Annotated in this window: 18 protein-coding genes and 1 pseudogene; 11 read left to right on the top strand and 8 right to left on the bottom strand. The window is 71.2% G+C overall.

Annotated features, from left to right (window positions below; genetic code table 11):
- The first annotated feature begins 343 nt into the window (after nucleotides 1-343).
- Nucleotides 344-713: pseudogene (locus ACWDSL_RS00500) on the top strand (mycothiol transferase).
- A gap of 19 nt (nucleotides 714-732) precedes the next feature.
- On the opposite strand, the gene pepE reads toward ACWDSL_RS00500, so the two are convergent.
- Both pepE and ACWDSL_RS00490 read right to left on the bottom strand, forming a co-directional pair.
- Nucleotides 733-1,461: a dipeptidase PepE gene (gene pepE, locus ACWDSL_RS00495; protein ID WP_450480177.1), complete on the bottom strand. Its 729-nt coding sequence runs from the start codon at nucleotides 1,459-1,461 to the stop codon at nucleotides 733-735.
- Nucleotides 1,462-1,549: 88 nt separating this feature from the next.
- A complete protein-coding gene (locus tag ACWDSL_RS00490) occupies nucleotides 1,550-2,377 on the bottom strand; it encodes an IclR family transcriptional regulator (protein WP_450480175.1) in 828 nt (275 codons plus the stop codon).
- 242 nt (nucleotides 2,378-2,619) lie between these two features.
- Here ACWDSL_RS00490 and ACWDSL_RS00485 point away from each other — a divergent pair, with 242 nt between their 5' ends.
- From ACWDSL_RS00485 to ACWDSL_RS00470, 4 genes are read left to right on the top strand one after another with little or no spacing between them, the layout of a single operon-like run.
- Complete coding sequence (locus tag ACWDSL_RS00485; RefSeq protein WP_450480173.1) at nucleotides 2,620-3,582, top strand: DUF1177 domain-containing protein; 963 nt, start codon at nucleotides 2,620-2,622, stop codon at nucleotides 3,580-3,582.
- Nucleotides 3,583-3,604: 22 nt separating this feature from the next.
- Nucleotides 3,605-5,275 carry an OPT family oligopeptide transporter gene (locus ACWDSL_RS00480; protein WP_450480171.1) on the top strand — a complete coding sequence of 557 codons (1,671 nt, stop codon included), beginning with the start codon at nucleotides 3,605-3,607 and terminating at the stop codon, nucleotides 5,273-5,275.
- A 43-nt stretch (nucleotides 5,276-5,318) separates the two neighbouring features.
- On the top strand, nucleotides 5,319-6,074 hold the full coding sequence (locus ACWDSL_RS00475; RefSeq protein ID WP_450480169.1) for an AroM family protein: 756 nt from the start codon (nucleotides 5,319-5,321) through the stop codon (nucleotides 6,072-6,074).
- The gene (locus ACWDSL_RS00470; RefSeq protein ID WP_450480167.1) at nucleotides 6,071-6,709 is read left to right on the top strand and encodes an aspartate/glutamate racemase family protein; all 639 of its coding nucleotides are present in this window, start codon (nucleotides 6,071-6,073) and stop codon (nucleotides 6,707-6,709) included. Before ACWDSL_RS00475 ends, ACWDSL_RS00470 begins: the two co-directional genes overlap by 4 nt.
- Here ACWDSL_RS00470 and ACWDSL_RS00465 read toward each other — a convergent pair.
- From ACWDSL_RS00465 to ACWDSL_RS00455, 3 genes are all read right to left on the bottom strand, one after another.
- The gene (locus tag ACWDSL_RS00465) at nucleotides 6,706-8,400 is read right to left on the bottom strand and encodes an ATP-binding protein (RefSeq protein WP_450480165.1); all 1,695 of its coding nucleotides are present in this window, start codon (nucleotides 8,398-8,400) and stop codon (nucleotides 6,706-6,708) included. The genes ACWDSL_RS00470 and ACWDSL_RS00465 overlap by 4 nt on opposite strands.
- Before the next feature lie 444 nt (nucleotides 8,401-8,844).
- Nucleotides 8,845-9,375, bottom strand: a complete 531-nt coding sequence (locus ACWDSL_RS00460; protein WP_450480163.1) for a hypothetical protein — start codon at nucleotides 9,373-9,375, stop codon at nucleotides 8,845-8,847.
- Nucleotides 9,376-9,896: 521 nt separating this feature from the next.
- Complete coding sequence (locus ACWDSL_RS00455) at nucleotides 9,897-10,547, bottom strand: TetR/AcrR family transcriptional regulator (RefSeq protein ID WP_450480161.1); 651 nt, start codon at nucleotides 10,545-10,547, stop codon at nucleotides 9,897-9,899.
- A 194-nt stretch (nucleotides 10,548-10,741) separates the two neighbouring features.
- Between ACWDSL_RS00455 and ACWDSL_RS00450 the strand changes: the two genes are divergently transcribed.
- On the top strand, nucleotides 10,742-11,512 hold the full coding sequence (locus ACWDSL_RS00450) for an NADPH-dependent F420 reductase (RefSeq protein WP_450480159.1): 771 nt from the start codon (nucleotides 10,742-10,744) through the stop codon (nucleotides 11,510-11,512).
- A 60-nt stretch (nucleotides 11,513-11,572) separates the two neighbouring features.
- Here ACWDSL_RS00450 and ACWDSL_RS00445 read toward each other — a convergent pair whose 3' ends face one another.
- Genes ACWDSL_RS00445 through glgX form a run of 3 tightly spaced genes read right to left on the bottom strand, consistent with a single transcriptional unit; the run spans nucleotide 11,573 to nucleotide 17,792 of the window.
- On the bottom strand, nucleotides 11,573-13,447 hold the full coding sequence (locus ACWDSL_RS00445; protein WP_450480157.1) for an ABC transporter ATP-binding protein: 1,875 nt from the start codon (nucleotides 13,445-13,447) through the stop codon (nucleotides 11,573-11,575).
- On the bottom strand, nucleotides 13,444-15,276 hold the full coding sequence (locus ACWDSL_RS00440) for an ABC transporter ATP-binding protein (RefSeq protein WP_450480288.1): 1,833 nt from the start codon (nucleotides 15,274-15,276) through the stop codon (nucleotides 13,444-13,446). The genes ACWDSL_RS00445 and ACWDSL_RS00440 overlap by 4 nt, the downstream gene beginning before the upstream one ends.
- 35 nt (nucleotides 15,277-15,311) lie before the next feature.
- Entirely contained in the window at nucleotides 15,312-17,792 is a 2,481-nt protein-coding gene (glgX, locus tag ACWDSL_RS00435; RefSeq protein ID WP_450480155.1) for a glycogen debranching protein GlgX, read from the bottom strand.
- Between the two features lie 358 nt (nucleotides 17,793-18,150).
- Here glgX and ACWDSL_RS00430 point away from each other — a divergent pair, with 358 nt between their 5' ends.
- From ACWDSL_RS00430 to ACWDSL_RS00410, 5 genes are all read left to right on the top strand, one after another.
- Nucleotides 18,151-19,404, top strand: a complete 1,254-nt coding sequence (locus tag ACWDSL_RS00430) for a L,D-transpeptidase (RefSeq protein WP_450480153.1) — start codon at nucleotides 18,151-18,153, stop codon at nucleotides 19,402-19,404.
- Between the two features lie 109 nt (nucleotides 19,405-19,513).
- Nucleotides 19,514-20,281, top strand: coding sequence for an enoyl-CoA hydratase/isomerase family protein (locus ACWDSL_RS00425; protein WP_450480151.1), 768 nt, complete (start codon nucleotides 19,514-19,516; stop codon nucleotides 20,279-20,281).
- Between the two features lie 369 nt (nucleotides 20,282-20,650).
- A complete protein-coding gene (locus ACWDSL_RS00420) occupies nucleotides 20,651-21,151 on the top strand; it encodes an ATP-binding protein (RefSeq protein ID WP_450480149.1) in 501 nt (166 codons plus the stop codon).
- Nucleotides 21,152-21,607: 456 nt separating this feature from the next.
- Nucleotides 21,608-22,237, top strand: a complete 630-nt coding sequence (locus tag ACWDSL_RS00415) for an N-acetylmuramoyl-L-alanine amidase (RefSeq protein WP_450480147.1) — start codon at nucleotides 21,608-21,610, stop codon at nucleotides 22,235-22,237.
- 64 nt (nucleotides 22,238-22,301) lie between these two features.
- Nucleotides 22,302-22,517: an EF-hand domain-containing protein gene (locus tag ACWDSL_RS00410; RefSeq protein ID WP_089511039.1), complete on the top strand. Its 216-nt coding sequence runs from the start codon at nucleotides 22,302-22,304 to the stop codon at nucleotides 22,515-22,517.
- Nucleotides 22,518-22,552: the final 35 nt, after the last annotated feature.

Raw genomic sequence — 22,552 nt, 5'->3', positions numbered from 1 at the left:
TGTGGGGGCGTTGGGAGGTCGATCTCACACTGACTCCTTCTGCGCTGGCCGCGCGGTGGCGCGACCGGTTACGACCGGACGGCCGGGTGAGGCCGCCCGGGCATGACGGGGCAGAGCGCGTGGGGGGAAGGTGCGAAGGTGTGCATGCGGGTGCCGACGGTGTCGAAGCTCAGCCGCGAGCTGTGGGGGAGCTGTGCGCCGAACGAGGGAAGAGTGTCATCGGTGGACTAGTCCTGTCAGGAGCGCGACAAGAACTTGGCCGGAAAGCGTTCGTTGACAAACGGCCCGCGTTCGCATTTCGGATGGGGCGGGGTGGGGCCGGGGCCGTCCGTAGCATCGCTCCATGCCGACGCCTGTGAATCCCATCGACGAGCCGCCGCATTCGCTCGCCGACACCCGCGAGATGCTCGACGCCTATCTCGACTACTACCGGAGCGTCGTGCTCCATAAGCTCGACGGGCTCAGCGAGAGCGAGCTGCGCACCTCCCGACTGCCCTCCGGCTGGAGCCCGTTGGAACTGCTCCATCACCTCACCCACGTCGAACGGCGCTGGCTGCGCTGGGGGTTCCTGGGCGAGTCGATGGAGTCGCCCTGGGGCGACCGGGGCCCCGACGCTCGGCCGGATCCTCTTCCACCTGCTCCAGGAGTACGCCCGGCACGCCGGGCAGCTCGATATCGTACGGGAGCTGGCCGACGGCACGGTCGGGGAGTGAGCCGAGGGGCGCGCGTGGATCAGGCGGGGCTGTCGAACTGCGGGCGTTCGTCCAGCAGGGCGCTCAGGTCCGCGCCCGGGCTGAGCTCCGTAGGCGCCGCGCCGCGCTGGAACAGGACGGCCCCGGCCTCGATCCCGCCGAGCGTCAGCCGGTCCGCGTCCCGGCGCAGCCAGGTGCCCTCCCGCAGCCCCACCACCGGCACGTCGTTCTCCTCCAGGAACTGCTCAAGCCGCTCGGCCCGCGTCTCGCCCATGTGGCCCAGGTCCGGCCGCGGGTCCAGGTAGTGCGGGTTGATCTGGAACGGCAGCAGGCCCAGGGCCTCGAAGCTGGGCGGCTGGACGATCGGCATGTCGTTGGTGGTGCGCAGGGTGGGGCAGGCCATGTTGGTGCCCGCGCTCGATCCGATGTACGGCATACCGGCCGCCACCCGCTCGCGGATGGCCCGTACCAGGCCGTGCTCGTGCAGGGCCTTGAGCAGCCGGAAGCTGTTGCCGCCGCCCACGAACACCGCCTCGGCGCCGCCGATCAGCCCGGCCGGGTCGGCGGCGGTGTGCGCGCCGGTCACCTCGATCCCCAGGGGCTCGAGGGCCTTGGCCACCTGCGCGGTGTAGCCGTCCCGGTCGGCGAGGGCGTACGGCACGAAGACCAGCCGCCGTACGCCGTCGAGCAGCGCGCCGATCTCCTCCCGCGCGTGGTCCAGATAGCCGCGCCCGGGGGCGGTGGAGTTGGACAGCAGCAGCAACCGCATGATGGATGGCCCTTCCTGGGACGGTCAGAACAAAGACGGTCAGAACAAAGACGGTCAGAACGAATGTGATGTAGCCCGATGTAGCCGCTCAGCGCCCGTCGCGGCGCGGCTCGTGGCGCGGCGGGACATGGCGCGGATGGGCCGGCATCAGCAGCCTGCCCAGGTCCGCCGCGGCCTGCTGCAGCGGGCCGGTCAGTTCCTCCCGGCGGCCCCGCAACTCCTCGAGAGCCGCGGCCAGGGACAGCGTGCCCACCGGCCGCCGGCCGACGAGCACGGGAACCGCGAGCGCCGCGGTCTGCGGATCGTACTCGCCCTCGGAGTACGCGTAGCCGAGGCGCCGCACCTCGGCGAACCGCTCCTCCAGCCGCACCGGATCGGTCAGCGTGTTCTCGCTGAACCGCGCCATCGGGCGGCCGTACAGCAGAACGGCCCGATCGCCGGGCGGCAGCATACCGAAGTAGGCGCGGGAGGTGGCCCCGGCGTGGGCCGGGTAGAGCTCGCCCGCCAGGGCGTAGTACCGCAGCGGCCCGGTCGCCCCGTCCGCGGCGGCGACACAGCGCATATGGACACCGTCCGGCACCGCGAACAGCGCGCCGACCCCGACCGCCTCGGCGAGCGACTCCAGCGTGGGCCGCACCAGGCTGGCCATGCCGCCGCCACGCTCCCACACCCGTGACAGATGCCACACCGCCGGGCCCAGCCGGTAGCGGCGGGTGCGCTGGTCGGAGACCAGGAAGCCGCGGTACGCCAGCGCGGCCAGCAGCCGCTGCGCGACCGACTTGTCCAGGCCGAACTCCGCGGCGATCTCGGTGACGCCCCACTCCGGGCGCTCCCGGTCGAAGGACAGCAGGACATTGAGGACGCGATCCGCGGTCTGCAGCGGTGGCGTGCCGGTTACGGGTGACTGCTCGGGCATGACGGAAGAATAAACATTCCCGCATATCGAGAAAACATTGCGCTCGGCGGGACGGTCGGCTGAGTCTGGGGCGACCGGAATCCGGGCCTCCCCATCGCCGCTCGCCCGGACCGGCGGTCTGATCGCGCCACCCGCAACAGCCGCGTCACCCGCAACAGCCGCAACGCTGGCAACACCAGCAACACCGGCAACGCCCGTAACACGCGCAACACCCGCAACCTCGTTCGTCCTGAGAGGCACCCGTGCTCAAACACGTCCTTGAGATCATCGAACTCCTCGACCGCCCGCAGACCAGCGGGAAACTGCTCGCCGACCACCTGCGCGCCGTCCAGGCCGCCGCCGGTGCCGACCCGGCCACCGCGCCGCGGATCGAGGTGCGCACGGTCGAGGGCGACAAGGGCAGCACGGACTTCGTCACCGTCACCGTCCCCGGCCGCCGCGGCCGGCTCAGCGGTGGCGACGCGCCGACCCTCGGTATCCTCGGCCGGCTCGGCGGCGTCGGCGCCCGCCCGGAGCGGATCGGGCTGGTCTCCGACGCCGACGGGGCGGTCGCGGCGCTGTCCGCCGCCGCGAAGCTGCTGGACATGCACGCCCGCGGCGACGTCCTGGACGGCGATGTGACGCTCTCCACACATGTCTGCGGGTGGGCCCCCACCCAGCCGCACGACCCGGTGCCCTTCATGGACTCCCCGGTGGACACCCTGGTGTGCAACCGTGAGGAGATCTCCCCCGCGATGGACGCCGTCGTCTCCATCGACACCACCAAGGGAAACCGGCTGCTCAACCACCGCGGCCTCGCCCTGTCGCCGACGGTCCGCGAGGGCTGGATCCTGCGGGTCAGCGAGGACCTGGTGTCCATCCTGGAGACTGTCACCGGGGAGCCCGCGCATGTGCTGCCCATCACCACGCAGGACATCACCCCGTACGGCAACGGGGTCCACCACCTCAACTCCATCCTCCAGCCCGCCGTCGCCACCGAGGCCCCCGTCGTCGGCCTCGCCATCACCGCCGCGACCGCCGTGGCCGGTTGCGCCACCGGCGCCAGCCACGAAACCGACATCGCGGCCGCCGCCCGGTTCGCGATCGAGACCGCCAAGGAGTTCGGCCGCGGTGCCGCGCGCTTCCTCGACGACGAGGAGTTCGCGCGCCTGGTCGAGCTGTACGGCCCCATGACCCATCTGCAGGCGCCCGTCCCCGTGCAGTGATTCCCCGCGCCCAGGAGTCCCCATGAACCACCCGAACACCCAGACCGACTCGGAGGCCACCTCCACGCCGGTCGAAGCGCACCCCAGAGCATTCGAACCGGTCACGCTCGTCATCACCGTCCTGATGTCGGTCCTCGGGGCCCTGATCGGCATGGTGCTGATCACCTCGCTCGGCGTGTCCCCCAACACGGCCGTGATCGGCGCCCTGGTCGCCATGCTGATCGGCCGCATCCCGGTCGGTGTGCTGACCCGGATGCGCTCCCAGCACCGGCAGAACCTGGTGCAGTCGGCGATCTCCGGCTCCACCTTCGCCGCGGCCAACTCCCTGCTCACCCCGATCGCCGTGCCCTTCGCCCTGGGCCGTACCGACCTGGTGTGGCCCATGCTGGGCGGCGCCGTCATCGGGCTGGCCGTCGACAGCTGGGTGCTGTACCGGGTGTTCGACTCCAAGCTGCTGCCCGCCACCGGCTCCTGGCCCGCGGGCATCGCCGCGGCCGAGACCATCAAGGCCGGGGACACCGGCGGGCGCAAGGCCGCGGTACTCGGCGTGGGCGCGGTCGTCGGCCTGGTGGGCGCGCTCTTCAAGTTCCCCACCAGCGCCGCGGGCGTCGGCTTCCTCGGCAACATCTGGGCGCTCGCGATGTTCGGCGTCGGGCTGGCCGCCGGCCAGTACGCCCCGGACTTCGGCTTCGACCTCGGCGCCGAGCGGGTGCCGCACGGCCTGATGGTCGGCGCCGGTCTCGTCGCGCTGGTCCAGGCGCTGCTGCTGATGCGTACCCGCAAGGGGGGTGGCGACGACCCGGCGTCCCATGACGCCGCTGACGCCGACGACGAGCGTACGGTCCAGGCTCCGCAGCTGCGCCGCGGCCTGCTGGAAGGCATGGGGCTCTTCGTATGCGGCGCGATCGTGGTCGCCATCGCCGGCGGAGTGGTCGGCCGGCTGTCCGTCCCCGCCCTGGTCGGCTGGGTGGCGCTGGCCGGGATCGCCGCCATCGTGCATCAGCTCATCGTGGGCCTCGCGGCGATGCACTCCGGGTGGTTCCCGGCCTTCGCCGTCACACTGATCTTCCTGATCATCGGCCTGGTCCTGCACATCCCCACCGTGCCGCTCGCCCTGATGGTGGGCTACACCGCCTCCACCGGCCCCGCCTTCGCCGACCTCGGCTACGACTTCAAGGCCGGCTGGCTGCTGCGGCGGAACGCCGTGCCGTGGCAGCCCTTCGAGATCGAGGGGCGGCGCCAGCAGTACCTCGCCCAGCTCGTCGGTTTCGGCGTCGCGCTCGTCGTGGTCGCCATCGCCTGGAAGTCGTTCTTCTCGGACGGGCGGGTGCCGCCGGTGTCCGAGGTGTACGTGGCCACCATCAAGGGCGGCCTCGAACCCGGCACCATGACGACCATGCTGCTGTGGGCGATCCCCGGAGCGCTCATCCAGTTCCTCGGCGGACCGTCCCGGCAGATGGGTGTTCTGCTGGCCACCGGGTTGTTGGTGGCCACGCCCGACGCCGGGTGGATGGTGCTCGGTGCCCTGGCCATCCGCCAGGCGTACACCATGTGGCGCCGCCGCGGGCTGACCGACCCCGAGGCGCGCAAGGAGTCCGATGAGCAGTCGGAGAACGATCTGTCGCTCGTGGGCGCCGGGCTGGTCGCCGGGAGCTCGCTGAACGACGTGGGTCAGCTGACCAAGGCCCTGTGACCGCGATTACCGCGATGACAAACTCATGAAGGAGCCACCACCCGTGACCACCCCGGCCCTCGGCCTCGTCACCATCGGCCAGGCCCCGCGTTCCGATCTGCGGCCGGACGCCGAACCGCTGCTGCCGGGCGTGCGCCTGGTGGAACACGGCGCGCTCGACGGCGAACGGTTCGACGGCCCTGCCGAGCGGGAGACCCGTCGGCTGCTGGCCCCCGAGCCCGGTGAGGCGCCGCTGGTGACCCGGCTGCGCGACGGCGGCTCGGTGGTGCTCGGCCATACGGCGCTGATCCCGCGCATCGAGCGGGCCGTGGCCCGAGCGGAGCAGGACGGTGCCGTCGCGACGCTGCTGCTGTGCACCGGCCACTTTCCCGCCGTACGGGCGAACCGGCCGCTGCTGTTCGCCGAACCCCTGGCGCTGCACGCGGTCGCGGCCGCCGTCGGCCCCGACCCGGTCGGTATCGTCTGCCCGCACCCGGATCAGGCCGAGGACGCGGTCCGCCGATGGTCCGACGTACTGCCCGGCAGTGTTCTCGCCGCCTCCGCCAATCCGTACGCACCGCCGGAGCAGGCCCTGGACGAGGTGGCGGCCGCAGCGCGGACCCTCGCCCAGGGCGGCAGCTCCTGGATCGTCCTGGACTGCATCGGCTACACCGAGCGGATGCGGGAGGCCGCGGTCCGCGCCGTCGGCCGCCCGGTCCTCCTGGCCAGGGCCATCGCGATCCGCATGGCGGGGGAGGTGGTGGCCGCCTTCGGCCACTCCGCCCAGGCGCCCGGAGGTCGGCCCGGGAGCGACTCATGATCTCGCACATCGGCGTGATCCGCGTCCTCACCAGCGATGGCCCTGCCGTGGCGGCCCACGGCAGGGCCATCGAGGAGCGGTACGGCATTCCGGCCGTCTCCCGGTGCATCCCCGGGCAGCCGCACGGCATCCACGACGACGACTCAGAGCGCCGTGCCGAACCGAAGATCGTCGCGCTGGCCCGCGAGCTGGCCGCCGACGGGGCCGCGGCCCTGGTCATCAGCTGCGCCGCCGACCCGGCGCTGGAGCGCACCCGCGAGGCGGTCGACGTGCCGGTGATCGGCGCGGGTTCGGCGGCCGCCGCCGTGGCGCTGGGCCTCGGCAGCCGCGTCGGCGTGCTGGGCATCAGGGACCAGGCGCCACCTGCCGTGCGCGCGGTCCTCGGTGAGCGCTTCGCCGGGGAGGTGAGGCCGCGGGGAGTGCACCGTACGACGGACCTGCTGGCCCCCGAGGGCCCCGCGGCGGTGCTGGGGGCCGCCGCGGGGCTCGTCGAGGCGGGCGCGGACACCCTGCTGCTGGCCTGCACCGGACTGAACACGATCGGGATCCGCCCGCTGCTGGAGGACCGGCTCGGGGTACCGGTCGTGGACCCTGTGCTCGCCGCCGGGCTGATGGCCTCGTACGGGCGTCGCTAACTGTGCAAACGGACCAGGAGCGGGGCGGCCATGTGTCGGTGGTCCGAAGGCATCGAGACAAGGCTGAGGTCCGAGGGGATGGAGGACATCAGATAAGGGGTGGGCCGCTTGTGGTTGATCCGCTGGGCATCCCTCGGGCTCAGACCCGGGCAACAGACCAGGCAGCCGACCGCTTCGAGCAGTGGAAAGCGCAAAGGCTCCGGAATGTCGTCGAGGAGCTGGAGGGTGAGGAGAACGCCGGAATGGGCGGAACGGAGACGCCGCACCCCGTGCAGGCTCCCTGGAGTGATGGCTCGTGCGGCTGCGTCGAGCACGAGGAAGGCGAAAGCCGTCTGTTCCGTGCGCGTGGCCGCGTAGGTGTTGAACTGGGTCAGGATGAGGCGGGCTGTGATGTCGGAGGCCTCGGCGAGGCCGGAGGCGGGCAGGTCGATGCGGATGCGCTGAGGCTGTCGCAGGGCTGAGCCGAGGAGGAACGGCCGCGCATGGGTACGGGGAGCGAGCAGCGGCTCCAGTATGGCGACCCGATCGCGCAGCAATGCCCTGACCATTTCACCGGCGCCGGTTTCTCGGCCTCTCTGGTCGAGGACGCGCAGTTGTGCGTCCTGACTGGCGGCTTCCAGAGCATTGCGGAGCGAGTCGATGGCGTCCTGGCTCCCGTTGAGGAGTTCGTGGAGCTCTGACACTTGGGGGAAGCGGTGATGAGCTGCCTGGAATGGTCCGAGGAGTTCGGCGAGTGCGGTCGCGGCGCGTGGGACAGCGTGAGCCAGGGGGCCGGCGGTAATGGTGAGGTCGCCGACCAGCGCCTCGGCGAGGATGGTCGCCGCTTGTTGGGAGTCGTCGGTGCCCCCGTATAAATCGAAGTCGTGGAGTGACCGGGGGTCGCCCGGCCTGATGACGATGTCGAAGGCATCGTCCGGCACGGCGGGCTCCGTTCCCGTTCCCACAGCGATGACGGTGGCCGTTCGGGCGAGTGCCTGCAGACACAGCGCTTCGGTGACGGGGCGCACCAGTTGAGACGTCTTTCCCGAGCGGGAAGGCCCGATCGCCAGAACAGAGGTCCCCAGCTCGGCAGGGCTCAGGGCGAGACCGAAGCCACCGCGCGCGGGCGTGCCGCCCGGCTCCTGGACCGCGCTGCCGATCCGCACCTGCCCGGTCATCAGGTCGTGCGCCGCGGTCCGCCGTGGCAGATCTCGTGCGCCCGAAGGGTGCGTCCACGCGGCGGCGCCGAGCCGGAGGACGGTGTCGGTGAAATCTGCCAACCGTATCCGGCCGATTCGTACCATGCTCCACGCGCGGGCGATGCGCGCGAAATCCACATCGTTCATCGACCCGGAGCGGGCATCGGAGACCAGCCGGTCCGCAGCGGCATGCGCACCTGCCGCACGAAGTTCGGCCCATGAGGCGGGGCCACCGGGCGATGTGGCCTCCGGCTGATCCCATAGGCGCTTCGAGGCCGGCAACACATAGCGGCGCCACGCCTGGCGCCAGCCCCCGAGCCAGCCGAAGAACATGGCCACCAAACCCAGGAGCAGAACGTCGTAAAGATAAACGAGCCATATCAGCTCATTCACGTTTGAGAAGTCGTCCAGCGCGTAGCTCAAAGAGGCGTACCAGCCGGCTCCGAGATACCCGTTATGGATCAGGCTCCACACGAACCAGGTGCACACGACGCCCGTGAACGCGCGCACCACGAGCCACCCCCCAGGCGCTGAGGGCGTTTTGGCATTCCACCCGTACCGCCACACGCCTGAAGGGGCCGCTGGCCGGGGCGACTCCAGCCAGGAGACAAAGCGCTCCCCAGCCGTCTGCGCCGGGCGATCGGGCGGCTGAGGGACAGGTCGCGGTGGCTGAGGGACAGGCCGCGGTGGCCACCCCGACATCTGATCGTCTTGCTCGGTACCCATCTGCGCCCCCCATGGACCGAACGCCAGGACCTGACCGAACGGGCTGATGCGCCAAAACCACCATACGGGCCCAACTGCCCGCTGCCCCCGGCGTTGCCGCTCCTGGCGCCGCTGTCCCGGCGCTGCCGCTGGGGACGACGTCGGCCGAGCCCCGGATGCACACGGGTCCTGGCCCTCAGGCCGGATCGGCCGGTCGGCGACCCCGGCACCGAGCGGCGTCAGCCAGGGCCGTCAGCGTCCCCGTCCCTGGGGGAACTGCCCGAGGTGAACCGCACGATGGACGACCACCGCCAGGCCCCGGATGTCCTCAGTGAAGGCATCGACGCGGATCCGGCGTCCGCTGTGCAGCCGGATCTCGCACGTAGAGCCCATGCCGCGGGCGTCGGCGAGCGGCCGGCCGTCGCCGCCGGTGGTACTCACCTGCGCGACGTCCTCCCAGGGGATCACGGTGGCGGTGCCCGCCACCCGGTGGGTGAACCCCCGCTCGTGAATGTCGAAGCACTGCTCGCGGGTACGGAACGCCTGCACCAGGCGCCAGATCCCCAGCCCCCACCCCACCAGGCCGACCCCGAGCAGTAGCCCCGCCAGCCCCGGGGCCCCCTCCGTGGTGCCCACCGATGCGATCGCCACCGGCACCCCGAAGGCCATGCCCACAGCCCCGGCCATCAGCCAGATACCAGCCTGCCGCAGGCGTCGCCCGCCATCGGTACGGTGCTCCCGCACAAACCTCCCCAACTGCCTGGCCGCTTCCGTACGCCTCATCGGGGCCCTCCCGGGTCGTGGATGTCTCAAACCATGCCCCGCCACCGGGCGATTTACCCTAACCTCGCGCTTTCACGAGGCGGGCTGTCCGACTGGTGGTCAAGAAAGCACAAAATGCCTCTGACCAGCGAGAATGAGGATTGCTGAGGTCCTTGTTCCCGCCACCGTCGGAGGCACTTTCTAGACGAAGAAGCGTATCGGGCCCCACCCGCGTGTCCGCGTTGAGGGCGTTGAGGGCGGTGCGAGCCGACCGTCTTCGGCCCGGTCGCCTCCGACCCGACGGTCTCCCGCCTGATCGACGTTGGCCGTACGGTGCGGGGTCTCCGAGGGCTTTCCTGGCCGTGGGTGGGCAGTCGCATCACCTGGTTCAGGTGAGCATGCGCTGGCCGGTTGCGGTCTACAGGGCGATGACGTCGGCGGTTGTGACCGTGCTTCCGTGATGGCTGGCTGATGCGTCGTCGGGCTGTGCCCCATCCGCTCGATCCTTTGCCCAGCCGTGGCGGGCGGGCAGATTTTCCCGGTCAATCGTTCCTGGGCGGGTCCGCGTGGGGTGCGGGCTCGGGCAGGGGTTCGGTGTTGCGGCTGTTGAGGCCGTCGAGGGAGATGCGCAGGAGGCGGCGCCACTGGCCCGGTTGACTGTCGCCGGCGGTCAGGACGGTCTGGCTCAGAGAGGTGCTGAGCAGGACCAGATCAGCGGTCGTGAGGTCGAAGCGCACGAGGCCGGCGTTCAGACAGCGGGTGCGCAGCTCGTCCATGACGGAGTAGCAGTGCCGGGCGCATGCCTCGGTGGGGCCACCGGCGGCGGCGTAGCTCTCGACGAGGGCGCGGTTGCGGCCCTGCTTGGCGAGCATCTGCTCGAAGAAGCCGGTCAGCGCCTGCCAGGGGTCTTCGGTGGCGGCGGCCTGCCGATGGGCGTCGGTGAGCCAGGAGGAGAACTCCTGCCCCAGGACGGTGGCGAGCAGGTCGTCCTTGGCCGGGAAGTGGCGGTAGAGCGTGCCCATGCCGACGCCGCTGCGCCGGGCGATCTCACGGACGTCGACGGTGCCGCCCTGCTCGGCGAAGACGACGCCGGCCGCCTCGATGATCGCGGCACGGTTGCGCTCGGCGTCGGCGCGGCGGCCGCGCGGGGCGGGCTGCCCGGGTGTGGCGGTGGGTTGGTCGGCGAGGGTCACGGCATCCAGGGTACAGCGAGCTCCAGCATTGCGGAGCAAGTGCTCCGGTTGTGCTACGTTCAATAGGAGCATGTGCTCCGGTTGGAGTGGGAGAAGCCTCTGGCCTTCGCCTGCATGTTCCCGCCTGAGCCCGGCTCCCCTGCACAACCCCCCCCGGCGGACGGCACGGTCCGCGAGATTGAGGAGATCCCCCCATGGCAACACTTGGCTTCATCGGCAGCGGCAACATCGGCACGGCTGTGGCCCGGCTCGCGGTCGCGGCGGGCATCGACGTCGTCCTGTCCAACTCCCGCGGTCCCCAGACCCTGGCCGAGACGGTGGCGGGGCTCGGTGAGCGGGCCCGCGCCGCGACCCCCGAGGAGGCGGCCCGGGCGGGTGACTGGGTGGTGGTGAGCGTCCCGCTGGCCGCCTACCGGAAGCTTCCGGCCGCCGCGCTGGCGGGCAAGGTCGTGCTCGACACGAGCAACTACTACCCGATGCGCGACGGGCACGTCGAAGTCCTCGACTCCGGCAAGACCACCACCAGCGAACTCGTCCAGGAACACCTGGCCGGCGCGAAGCTCGTCAAGGCGTTCAACAACATCATGGACATTCACATCCCCGCACTCGCCCGCCCCGCAGGCGCCGCCGACCGCACCGCCCTGCCCATCGCCGGCAACGACTCGCAGGCCAAGGCCAGTGCCGCCGACCTGATCAGCCGACTGGGCTTCGACACCGTCGACGCCGGCCCCCTGGCCGAAAGCTGGCGCTTCGAACCGGAGACCGACCCCTACACGGCGCCGTACTTCACCGACCCCGACGCCACGAGGGCCTCCTGGGTAAAGCTCGCCGAAGCCATCCGCTCCGGCTCCCCGATGCAGATGCCCCCCTCCGACGACCCGGGCGTCCCGCTGCCCGCGGCGCGGCTGCGCACCCTGCTCACCGAAACCCCCCGCAAGCTCACCGCCGACCGCGTGCTCGCCTGACGCCCTGACGAGTTCCGGCCGGTCCCGCGCACCGGCTCCGCCTGGAGAGGTCCCGGGAGGTCAAACCAGACTCTCCCGCCACGCCTGATGCAGCGCCGCGAACCGGCCCTCGCCCGCGATCAGCCGCTCCGGCGAACCGTCCTCGACGATCCGGCCGTCCGCCATCACCAGCACCCGGTCGGCGATCTCCACCGTCGACAGGCGGTGCGCGATGACGACCGCGGTGCGGCCGCGCAGCACCGTGTGCATGGCGCGCTGCACCGCGCGCTCGCCCGGGATGTCGAGCGAGGAGGTCGCCTCGTCGAGGATCAGTACGGACGGGTCCGCGAGCAGCGCCCGGGCGAAGGCCACGAGCTGTCGCTGGCCCGCGGAGATCCGCCCGCCGCGCTTGCGCACATCCGTGTCGTAGCCGTCGGGCAGGGCGGCGATGAAGTCGTGCGCGCCGATGGCCTTGGCGGCGTGCTCGATTTCGGCGCGGGTGGCGTCGGGGCGGCCGATGGCGATGTTGTCGGCGACCGTGCCGGAGAAGAGGAACGCCTCCTGGGTGACCATCACCACGCCGCGGCGCAGCTCGGGCGTGGCCAGTTCGCGCAGGTCCACGCCGTCGAGCAGGACGCGGCCGTCGGTGGGGTCGTAGAAGCGGGCGAGCAGTTTGGCGAGGGTGGACTTGCCCGCGCCGGTCGCGCCCACGACGGCCACGGTCTGCCCGGCCGGCAGCGTGAGGTCGAAGCGGGGCAGCACCTCGCCGCCCGTACGGTAGGCGAAGCGCACGCCGTCGAAGACCACTTCGCGGCCGGGCAGTTCGGAGGAGCGGGACGGCAGCGGCTTGGGGTCGGCGGGCTCGGCCACCGAGGGGCGCTGGGTGAGCAGACCGGCGATCTTCTCCAGCGACGCGGCGGCGGACTGGTACGAGTTCAGGAACATCCCCAGGCGGTCGATGGGGTCGAAGAGCCTGCGCAGATACAGCGCGGCCGCGGCCAGCACGCCCAGCGCCAGGTCTCCGGAGGCCACCCGGTAGGCGCCCCACAGGACGATCGCGGCCACCGCCGCGTTGGCCACCAGCCGGGAGCCGACCACATAGCGGGCCATCTCCAGGATCGCGTCCCCGTTCACCCGCTCATGGCGGTGGTTGAGCGCGTGGAAGTCCGCGTCGTTGACCCGCTCGCGGCGGAACGCCTGCACCGGCCGGATGCCGTTCATGGTCTCGGTGAACTTGACGATGACCGCGGCGATGGCTGTGGACCGCTTGCGGTAGACGAGCATCGAGCGCCGCTGGAAGCGACGGACCAGCAGATACAGCGGCCAGAAGGAGAGCACCGCCGCACCGCCCAGGCCCCAGTCCAGATACAGCAGGACCACGGAGATGTAGACACCGGAGAGTGCGACGCCCAGCAGCTCCTCCAGCCCCTCGCTGAGCAGTTCGCGCAGCGACTCGACGTCCGTGGTGGTGCGCGAGATCAGCCGGCCGGAGGTGTAGCGCTCATGGAAGTCGACGCTGAGCGCCTGCGCATGGCGGAAGATCCTGCCCCGCAGATCGAGCAGCACGTCCTGGCTGATCCGGGCCGAGGTGCGGATGAAGGCGTACTGGAGCGCCCCGGAGGCGAGCGCGCAGCCGAGGTAGGCGACGGCGACGGCGATGAGGGGGCCGTGGCCGCCGTCGCGGAACGCGGGTACGGCGGTGTCGATGGCGTACGCGACGAGGAGCGGGCCGGCCTGCACCGCGGCCTGCTGGAGGAGGAGCAGGACGGCCGCCACCCAGACCCGGCCGCGGCGCGGGGAGAGCAGCGAGCGCAGCAGCGTGAGGGAGGCGCCTTTGGGGGTGGGCAGCACATCCTGGTCGAAGGGGTCGCCGTCCGGCGCGGCCCCGGGCTTGTCCGCGGCTTCTTTTGCGTTGTCTTCTGCGTTGGTGCCGGTGCCGGTAGCGGTCTGGGTCATCGGGCCTCCTCCCGCTCGATACCGGACATCAGCGACCGGTACTCCGCGCTGTCGCCCAGCAGTTGATGATGGGTGCCGACCGCGGCGATCCGCCCGCCGGAGAGCAGCGCGACGCGGTCGGCGAGCAGCACGGTGGACGGGCGGTGGGCCACCACCAGCGCCGTCGTCGTCGCCAGCACCTGGCGCAGCGCGGCCTCCACCAGGGCCTCGGTGTGCACGTCCAGCGCGGACAGCGGATCGTCGAGGACGAGGAACCGGGGCTGCCCGACCACGGCCCGCGCCAGGGCGAGCCGCTGGCGCTGACCGCCCGACAGGCTCAGCCCCTGCTCGCCGACCTGGGTGTCGGCGCCCTGTGGCAGGGCGTGTACGAAGTCGGCCTGGGCCACCTGAAGCGCCCGTACGAGATCGGCCTGGCCCGCCCCGGCCGCGCCCATCAGCACGTTCTCCCCCGCCGTCGCGGAGAACAGCGTGGGCTCCTCGAACGCGACGGCGACCAGCTCGCGCAGCTCGTCCCGGGGGAGGGTGGTGATGTCCCGGCCGTCGAGGGTGATCCGGCCGCGCGTCGGCTCATGGAGGCGCGGCACCAGGGCGGTGAGCGTGGTCTTGCCCGAGCCGGTCGCTCCGACCAGGGCCATCGTCTCGCCGGAACGGATGTGCAGATCGACCCCGGCCAGTACGGGCGGGGCGTCCGGCGGCGCGTCCGCGTACCGGAACTCCAGGCCCTCGAAGCGCAGCCCGTCGTGGGGTGCGGTGGTGCGCAGGGCGTCGGCGCGCGGGGCCGCAGACCGCTGCTGCTCTGCCGTCGACTGCTCCGCCGTCGGCTCGTCCATCACCTCGAAGAACCGGTCCGTCGCCGTCGCAGCATCCTGGCTCATCGCCAGCAGGAAGCCCAGCGACTCCACCGGCCAGCGCAGCGTCAGCGCGGTGGAGAGGAAGGCGACGAGCGTACCGGCCGACAGATCGCCGTCGGCGACCTGCACCGTGCCGAGGACCAGGGCCGCGCCGATCGCCAGCTCGGGCAGCGTCATGATCAGCGCCCAGATCGTGGCCAGCAGGCCCGCCTTGTGCAGCTCCGTCGAGCGGACCCGCCCCGTCAGCGCCCGGAAGGCGCGCGCCTGGCTGCGGTGGCGCCCGAAGCCCTTGACGATACGGATGCCGAGGACGCCCTCCTCGACGACCGTGGTCAGATCGCCCGTCTGGTCCTGGACGGTGCGGGCGACGACCGCGTACCGCGTCTCGAAGACGGAGCACAGGATGATCAGCGGAATGGCCGGGAGCAGCAGGACCAGCCCCAGCGTCCACTGCTGCGCGAGCAGGATGGCGAACCCGACGAGGACCGTGACCCCGTTGACCACCAGGAAGGTGAGCGGGAACGCGAGGAACATCCGCAGCAGCATCAGGTCGGTCGTCGCGCGCGAGAGCAGCTGCCCGGACGCCCAGCGGTCGTGGAAGGAGACCGGCAGCCGCTGCAGATGTCGGTACAGGGCGGCGCGCATCGAGGCCTCCACGAAGGCCAGCGGCCGGGCCACCAGCCAGCGCCGCACCCCGAACAGCCCCGCCTCCGCGACGCCGAGCCCCAGCAGCAGGGCGCCGCCCAGCCACACCCCGCCCGGCTCCCGGTCGGCCACCGGGCCGTCCACCAGCCACTTGAGCACAAGCGGGATGACCAGGCCCATACAGGAGGCGACGGCCGCGACCCCGGCCGCCATCATGAAGCGCGTTTTGACAGGCCGTACATAGGGCCACAGGCGCGACAGCGAGCGCGTGGCCGAGCGTTTGATTCTCGGTTCCTTCTCCGGTTTCCTGAGTCGTTCATTTGTGGCAGCCATCACCTGCCGAGGTTACGGTCCGGCACTGACAGCGCTCACTCGGTTTTCCGGTCCTCCTCCACGGCCGTGACGGCGCGTAGGAGCAGCACCGAGCGCTCGCGCAGCACGATCCGTGAACCGGCGCGATGCCGGGCGCCCGGGGGCGCGTCCTGGTCCTCCCGCGAGGTGTCGACGAGGAGTTCGTACGCGGCGGCCCACGGCGGACCGGGGAGGGCGAAGTCCACCGGCGCGGGGCCCGAGTGCAGCAGCACCAGGAAGCTGTCGTCGGTGACCGGGGCGCCTCGCGCATCGCGCCGCGCGGTGTCGTGGCCGGACAGGTACAGGCCCACGGCGGCCGTCGGCGCGTACCAGTCCCGCTCGGTCATCTCCGTGCCGGCCGCGGTGAACCAGGCCAGGTCGCGCAGCCCGTCGGGGCCCTGCGCGCGGCCGGAGAAGAAGGCGGGCCGGCGCAGTACGGGGTGGTCGCGGCGCAGGTGGATCAGGCGGGCGGTGAGGTCGGTGAGCGCGCGCCAGCCCGGGTCCTCCAGCAGCGTCCAGTCAAGCCAGCCGGTCTCGTTGTCCTGGCAGTACGCGTTGTTGTTGCCGCCCTGGGTGCGGCCCATCTCGTCGCCGGCGACCAGCATCGGCACGCCGGTGGACAGCAGCAGCGTGCTGAGCAGATTGCGCAGCTGGCGGCGGCGCAGCGCCCGTACGGCCGGATCCTCGGTCTCGCCCTCGGCGCCGCAGTTCGAGGAGCGGTTGTCGCCCGTGCCGTCGCGGTTGCCCTCGCCGTTGGCCTCGTTGTGCTTGCGGTCGTAGCTGACCAGGTCGCGGAGGGTGAAGCCGTCGTGGGCGGTGATGAAGTTGACCGAGGCGTACGGCCCCCGGCCACCCCATCCGTACAGGTCGCTGGAGCCGGACAGCCGGGTGCCGAGGTCGCGCACGTCGGGCAGGGCGCCGCGCCAGAAGTCGCGCACCGCGTCGCGGTAGCGGTCGTTCCACTCCGACCAGAGCGGGGGGAACGCGCCGACCTGATAGCCGCCGGCGCCCACGTCCCACGGCTCGGCGATCAGCTTGACCCGGCGGCAGACCGGGTCCTGGGCGAGCACGGTCAGGAAGGGGGAGAGCATGTCCACGTCGTGAGTGGTGGCGCTGCGGGCGAGGGTGGCGGCGAGGTCGAAGCGGAAGCCGTCCACGCCCATCTCGGTCACCCAGTAGCGCAGCGAGTCCGTGATCAGCCGCAGCACATGGGGGTGCGGTACGTGCAGGGTGTTGCCGCAGCCCGTGTAGTCGGCGTAGCGGCGCGGGTCCTGCTGGAGGCGGTAGTAGGCGCGGTTGTCGATGCCGCGCAGCGAGAACGTGGGCCCCAGCTCGCCGCTCTCCGCGGTGTGGTTGTAGACCACGTCGAGGATCACCTCGATGCCCGCGTCGTGCAGCGCGCGCACCATCCGCCGGAACTCGCCGACCTGCCCGCCGCGGGTGCCGCTCGCCGCGTACGCGCCGTGCGGCGCGAAATAGCCGATGGAGTTGTAGCCCCAGTAGTTGCGCAGACCGCGCCGGAGCAGATGGTCCTCGTGCGCGAACTGGTGCACCGGCAGCAGCTCCACGGCCGTCACCCCGAGCCGGGTCAGATGCTCGATCGCGGCCGGATGCGCGAGCCCCGCGTAGGTGCCGCGCAGCTCGGGCGGGATGCCGGGGTGGCGCTTGGTGAAGCCGCGTACGTGGAGTTCGTAGATGACGGTGTCGGCCCAGGGGGTGTTGGGGCGCCGGTCGTCGGGCGGACAGTCGGGGCTGTCGGGGCTGTCGGGGCTGTCGGGGGCATCGTCACCGACGACCACGCCCTTGGGGACGTACGGAGCGGAGTCGCGGTCGTCGCGCACGGTGTCGGCGATGTGCTGCTGCGGCCAGTCCCGCACATGGCCGTACACCTCGGGCGGCAGCGCCCCGTGCCACGCGCGCGGGATCACCCCCGCGCCCCCGAAGTCGCCGTCCACGGCGCGGGCGTACGGATCGAGCAGCAGCTTGGCCGGGTTCCAGCGGGCGCCGGTCCACGGATCCCAGCGGCCGTGCACCCGGTAGCCGTACCGCTGCCCGGGGAGCACGCCGGGTACGAAGCCGTGCCAGATCTCATGGGTCCGCTCGGTGAGGGGATGGCGGGTCTCGGCCCCGTCGTCGTCGAACAGGCACACCTCCACGGCCTCCGCGCCCTGCGCCCACAGCGCGAAGTTGGTGCCGACCACCCCACCCGGCCCGGTCCGCACCCGCGCCCCGAGCGGCTGCGCGCTGCCCGGCCACGCCGGGACGCCTCCGTACGGGTCGCCGTACGGGGCGGGGAGGCGCGCGGGCGCGGCGGGCGGCGGGCCGGAGTCGGCGCGGCGGCCGTTGCGTAAGCCGTCCCGGTCGTCGCCTCGATCGTCTTCTCGTACGCCGCCTGGTCCGGCGGCCCGGTCGTCGTCCCCTCCGATGGCTGCCGCGCCCGTGCGCGGCCTCGGCAGCCCGTTGTGCGCTTTGCCCTGCTCGGCTGCATGCTGCGACACGTAGCGCCTCCGGCGTTCGCGGCTCCGGCCGTGGGGCTTGGACCGGCCGTGGGGCTTGGACCGCGCGGCGTCCCGTGCCGCTGCCGCCCTCTTCTGTTCTGCCCGCGATGGGGTCAACCCTCACGTTTCGCCCGGCGTGCCCGGGGTCAGGGCCCCCACCTGGGACTGAACCGTGACATAGAACCGGGAGTCCGCTGTCAGTGGCGTGTGATTTCCTGATCGCTACGCGCGCGTGCGCGACCGAACTCCCCGCCGTCCGGGTGGGTATGAGTTCCTGTCGAACGCGCGCGTGCGCGGGACACAGCGGGAGACAGCGGGGGTGCCGCGGGGCGCGGTGCGGGCGGAGGGGAGAGCCGTAGTGGAAGTACAGCCGATATCAGGGGCGTTGAGGGCGCGGGGCGCGCGGGGCCGTAAGGGGCTTCTCGCGCTGCTGACCGGGGGGATGCTGGTGTTCGCGACCGCCTGCGGTGGGGGCGGCGGGTCGGACGACGGGAAGAAGAACGGGAGCGGCGACAAGGGCGAGGGCGGCCGGAAGACCTCGCGCGCCGTCGTGGCGATCACGCCGCGGGACGGGGCGAAGGGCGTCAACACCCATGGGGCGCTCAAGGTGACGTCGGACAAGGGCAAGCTCACCTCCGTCAAGGTCAAGGACCCCAAGGGCAAGGAGATCGACGGGAAGATCACCGAGGACGGCGGCAGCTGGCGGCCCTCCCGGCAGCTGAGCTCCGCGACCACCTACACGGTCGACGCCGTCGCCAAGGACTCCCAGGGGCTGACCGCCTCCCAGCACTCCTCCTTCACCACGCTCCGGCCCAAGAAGACCTTCCTCGGGACCTACACACCGGAGGACGGCTCGAAGGTCGGCGTCGGCATGCCGGTCTCGATCCACTTCACCCGGGGCATCACCGACCCCGGGGCCGTGGAGAAGGGGATCAAGGTCTCGGCCTCCCCGTCGGTGCCGATCGAGGGCCACTGGTTCGGCAACGACCGGCTGGACTTCCGGCCGGAGAAGTACTGGGCGCCGGGCACCAAGGTCACCCTGAGCATGGACCTCGACGGCGTCGAGGGACGGCCGGGGGTGTACGGCGAGCAGAAGAAGACCGTGAAGTTCACCATCGGCCGCAGCCAGGTCTCCGTGGTCGACGCCAAGAGCAAGAAGATGGTGGTCAAGCGGGACGGCAAGACCATCAAGACCCTCCCCATCACCTCCGGCGCGCCCGGCTACGAGACGTACAACGGCAAGATGGTCATCAGCGAGCGGCTCGCGGTGACTCGGATGAACGGCGCCACGGTCGGTTACGACGGCCAGTACGACATCAAGGACGTGCCCCACGCGATGCGGCTGTCCACCTCGGGCACCTTCATCCACGGCAACTACTGGGCGGGCAAGCCGACCTTCGGCTCGGCGAACGTCAGCCACGGCTGCGTCGGCCTCTTCGACCAGCGGGGCGGTGGCGACAAGTCGACCCCGGCGGCCTGGTTCTTCCGTAACTCGATCATCGGTGACGTGGTCGTGGTGAAGAACTCGCACGACGACACCGTCCAGCCGGACAACGGGCTCAACGGGTGGAACATGTCGTGGGCGAAGTGGAAGGCCGACCAAAAGGGATGACAGGGATGACAGGGATGGCAGAGGTGGCCGGGAGAGGCGAGGAGCGGTAGGCGATCGGTGGACACGGGGAGGCTGTGGGCGGCGTGCTAACGGACGCTAACCTGCGCTCATGACTGTGAACCTCGAGGTCGCCGAGGGCGTCGGCACCATCCGGCTGGACCGTCCGCCCATGAACGCGCTGGACATCGCCACACAGGACCGGCTGCGGGAGCTCGCCGAGGAGGTGACCGGGCGCGACGACGTACGGGCCGTGGTGATCTGGGGCGGCGAGAAGGTGTTCGCGGCCGGCGCGGACATCAAGGAGATGCGGGACATGGACCACGCCGGAATGGTGGCCCGGTCCCGCGCCCTCCAGGACTCCTTCACCGCCGTCGCCCGGATCCCCAAGCCCGTCGTCGCCGCCGTCACCGGTTACGCCCTCGGCGGCGGCTGCGAGCTGGCGCTGTGCGCCGACTACCGGATCGCCGGCGAGAACGCCAAGCTCGGCCAGCCGGAGATCCTGCTCGGTCTGATCCCGGGCGCGGGCGGCACCCAGCGGCTGTCCCGGCTGATCGGCCCGTCCCGCGCCAAGGACCTCATCTTCACGGGCCGTCAGGTCAAGGCCGACGAGGCGCTGACGCTCGGGCTCGTGGACCGCGTCGTACCGGCGGAGGAGGTCTACGAGCAGGCGCACGCATGGGCGGCCCGGCTCGCGCGGGGTCCGGCGATCGCGCTGCGCGCGGCCAAGGAAGCGGTGGACGCGGGCCTGGAGACCGATCTGGAGACCGGTCTCGCCATTGAACGCAGCTGGTTCGCGGGGCTGTTCGCCACCGAGGACCGCGAGATCGGGATGCGGAGCTTTGTCGAGGACGGGCCGGGTAAGGCCAAGTTCCGGTGAGCGGTGGCCCGGGCGGCGGCGGCCGTCGCCGCCCGGGTTTCCGACGGCGTTGCTGCGGGGGATTCCGTGGGGGATTCCGTGGGGGCTTTCGTGGGGGATTCCGTGGGGGTTTCCGTGAGGGCCTCTGCTCGGTGAGCGATGCCCCGTGCGAGCGAATTTGTTTGGCCACTCGCGAGTCCCTGGACAACCCGCTCCGGTACGCTGGGTGATCGCGCAGATGCGCCGTGAGATCGCTGGTCAGGCGGGGTATTTGGGATATATGCCTGCCGCTGGCATATGTTGGGGCTGGTTTGTGGCGCCTGGGGTCCGGGTGTTCCGAATCCCATGGTTCGGCCCCGGACGGCCAGTCGGGCGGCCATGATGGGGGGCATGGCGGGCTTGGAGGGTATGGAGCAGCCGCAGCGCACCGGTACGGCCGCGGCTCGGCGGGTGCCGTCCATCAATGACGAGTCGGTCGCCAAGGCGGTCGATCTGTTCGGGAACCCCGCGGTCGACGAGGTACAGCTGCCCTCCCGCCCGGAGTCGGCAGGCACCGCCCGCCGGCTGGCCGAATGTGTCGTGCTGCGTGACTGGGGCCTGACCCCTCAGCTGGCCGAACACACCGTGCTACTGGTGTCGGAGTTGGTGGGCAACGCCGTCCGGCACACCGGCGCCCGTACGTTCGGGCTGCGGATGCTGCGGCGGCGTGGCTGGATCCGGGTGGAGGTGCGGGACCCGTCGCGCGGTCTGCCGTGTCTGATGCCGGTGGCCCTGCTCGATACGAGCGGGCGGGGGCTGTGGCTGGTGGATCAGCTCGCCCAGCGGTGGGGGGCGGATCTGCTGCCGCGCGGTAAGACGACGTGGTTCGAGATGCGGGTGACCGAGCCCTGAGCGCCCCGGCGGGCCCCTGAGCGCCCCGGCGGGGCGGCGCCTGCTGTATGCCACATGCGGCATATGCCGAAGAGGCCCCCACCGTCGGTTCGCGACGATGTGGGACCTCTTGCGGATCCGCCGCGGATGGTGAAAGGGGTGTCATCCGTGGCAGAGGGGTGAACGACCTGGCCCGGGTCGATGGGGGTCGCATGCCTCACTATCGCAGAGGCCGCAGGCCGCGACCAACCCAATCCAAGGTGAGGTATGACACTTGCCTTGCTAATGGCGGGTATCAGCTGCACGTTTCCTTTATAGCGTCTTTCCGGCTGCTGAATTTCCAGTGGTCCATACCGTGACGCGAATTCTTTCTTTGCCTCTCAATCCTTGGCATGGCCCTGCCGACACCTCACCATGGAACCGCGCTACGCGCGTCACACCCCCACTGTCACGGCTATGGATTCCGGGAGACCCCCCATGGAAACGCACGGCCGCACCCCCACCCCCACCCCCTCCCGCCGTACCCTGCTGCGTTCCGGCGCCTATCTCGCCGCCGCCGCGGGACTCACTACCGCCGCCACGACCCCCGCACATGCCGACGCCAGACGCGATCGAGCCGCCGTCGCCTATCCACCCACCCACTGGATCCCGGCCAGCACCTCGAACTACCGGGTGTCCAGCCGCCCCACCTCGTATCCGATCGACTTCGTCGTCATCCATGTGACGCAGGAGACGTTCCAGGACGCGATGAAGATCTTCCAGGACCCGGCCAAGCAGGTCTCCGCGCATTACATGGTCGCCTCGGCCGACGGCTACATCGGGCAGTTCGTCCGCGAGAAGGACGTCGCCTGGCACGCGGGAAACCGGGACTACAACAACCGCAGCATCGGCATCGAGCACGAGGGCTGGGTGGACAAGCCGGAGTACTTCACGGACGAGCTGTACGCCTCCTCCGCGGCCCTGACCGCGGCCGTCTGTGACCGCTACGGCGTGCCCAAGACCCGGGCCCACATCATCGGCCACAGCGAGGTCCCGAGCGCCGACCACACCGACCCCGGCAAGTACTGGGACTGGGACCGCTACATCGACCTGGTCAAGGCTGCCTGACGCGGCGCCGCGCGGGCCCCGCTAATCTGTGCGGGTCAGAGAAATGTACAGAAGGGGCGGTCACGTGGCGGACATCGAGGCGGCGCGGAAGGCGTTCGAGCGGTACGACCTCAACGGGGACGGACTGATCAGCGCGGCCGAGTACAAGAGCGTGATGGCTCAGCTGGGGGACCCGTATGTCACGGAGCCGGTCGCCCAGGCTGTGATCAACTCTCATGACTCGAACGGCGACGGACTGCTTTCCTTCGAGGAGTTCTGGGCCGCCCAGAACGGCGGCTGAACGGCTCCCGAGCACGACAGAACGAGCGAGCGAGC

The sequence above is a fragment of the Streptomyces sp. NPDC000941 genome, assembly GCF_053599555.1.
Note: the sequence above shows the minus strand (reverse complement) of the source record. Positions and strands in the feature narration are given on the sequence as shown.

Excerpts from the sequence above, each read along its gene's own strand:
- pepE (WP_450480177.1), bottom strand. The coding sequence starts at position 1,461 with ATGCGGTTGCTGCTGCTGTCCAACTCCACCGCCCCCGGGCGCGGCTAT.
- ACWDSL_RS00490 (WP_450480175.1), bottom strand. The coding sequence starts at position 2,377 with ATGCCCGAGCAGTCACCCGTAACCGGCACGCCACCGCTGCAGACCGCG.
- ACWDSL_RS00470 (WP_450480167.1), top strand. The coding sequence starts at position 6,071 with ATGATCTCGCACATCGGCGTGATCCGCGTCCTCACCAGCGATGGCCCT.
- ACWDSL_RS00420 (WP_450480149.1), top strand. The coding sequence starts at position 20,651 with ATGGCGGGCTTGGAGGGTATGGAGCAGCCGCAGCGCACCGGTACGGCC.
- ACWDSL_RS00460 (WP_450480163.1), bottom strand. The coding sequence starts at position 9,375 with ATGAGGCGTACGGAAGCGGCCAGGCAGTTGGGGAGGTTTGTGCGGGAG.
- ACWDSL_RS00480 (WP_450480171.1), top strand. The coding sequence starts at position 3,605 with ATGAACCACCCGAACACCCAGACCGACTCGGAGGCCACCTCCACGCCG.
- ACWDSL_RS00440 (WP_450480288.1), bottom strand. The coding sequence starts at position 15,276 with ATGGCTGCCACAAATGAACGACTCAGGAAACCGGAGAAGGAACCGAGA.
- ACWDSL_RS00450 (WP_450480159.1), top strand. The coding sequence starts at position 10,742 with ATGGCAACACTTGGCTTCATCGGCAGCGGCAACATCGGCACGGCTGTG.
- ACWDSL_RS00425 (WP_450480151.1), top strand. The coding sequence starts at position 19,514 with ATGACTGTGAACCTCGAGGTCGCCGAGGGCGTCGGCACCATCCGGCTG.
- ACWDSL_RS00445 (WP_450480157.1), bottom strand. The coding sequence starts at position 13,447 with ATGACCCAGACCGCTACCGGCACCGGCACCAACGCAGAAGACAACGCA.
- ACWDSL_RS00415 (WP_450480147.1), top strand. The coding sequence starts at position 21,608 with ATGGAAACGCACGGCCGCACCCCCACCCCCACCCCCTCCCGCCGTACC.